Raw genomic sequence first — 633 nt, 5'->3', positions numbered from 1 at the left:
CAAAATCTCAACAGCATGGTAAAATATATTTCCGTGATATTGGTGATTATCTCAAGAGAAAAGAAAAGCTTGCGATAATAGAGTCCTTTAAGAGTATTGATGGCATTACACAAAAACAAGCTTGGAAAATGATTACACCAGATAAACATGGTGACTGGATCAATCAACGTGATGACAGTTTTGAAACATTTTTAGCTTTAGGTGATAAAAACGATCACGATAAAAAGTTATTTGAAATGTTTTCTCTTGGTGTTTCAAGCAATCGTGATGCATGGGCATATAACTCAAGCCGTGAGGTTTTAGCGAAAAATATGAGTAATATGATTTCCTTCTATAATAGTGAAGTAGAACGTTTTAATAATGCTCATCCACATACTGACCGTAAAATACGCACAAATATTGTAAACGATTTTGTCAATGCGGATGAAAGTAAAATCAGTTGGAGTCTTAATCTTAAACAATATTTAGCTAGAGAAAAGGTTTTTGAATTTGAAGAGATATGCCTCACTCAGAGCTTGTATCGTCCTTTTACACAACAGTGGCTTTATTATAATCGCATTTTTAATGAAATGGTTGCCAAAATGCCATGCATATTTCCAATAGAGCAAGCCGTTGAAAATAAAGTCATACAAA

1 protein-coding gene is annotated in these 633 nt (G+C 33.2%); it reads left to right on the top strand.

Going from position 1 to position 633, the window contains the following annotated elements; genetic code table 11:
* On the top strand, positions 1-633 hold a 633-nt coding region (locus BN338_RS12310), incomplete at both ends, for a type ISP restriction/modification enzyme (protein ID WP_039761844.1).

This window comes from Bartonella queenslandensis AUST/NH15 (assembly GCF_000312585.1).
Taxonomy (GTDB): Bacteria; Pseudomonadota; Alphaproteobacteria; order Rhizobiales; family Rhizobiaceae; genus Bartonella; species Bartonella queenslandensis_A.
The sequence above is the reverse complement of the archived record's forward strand: the minus strand, read 5'-3'. Positions and strand labels throughout refer to the sequence as shown.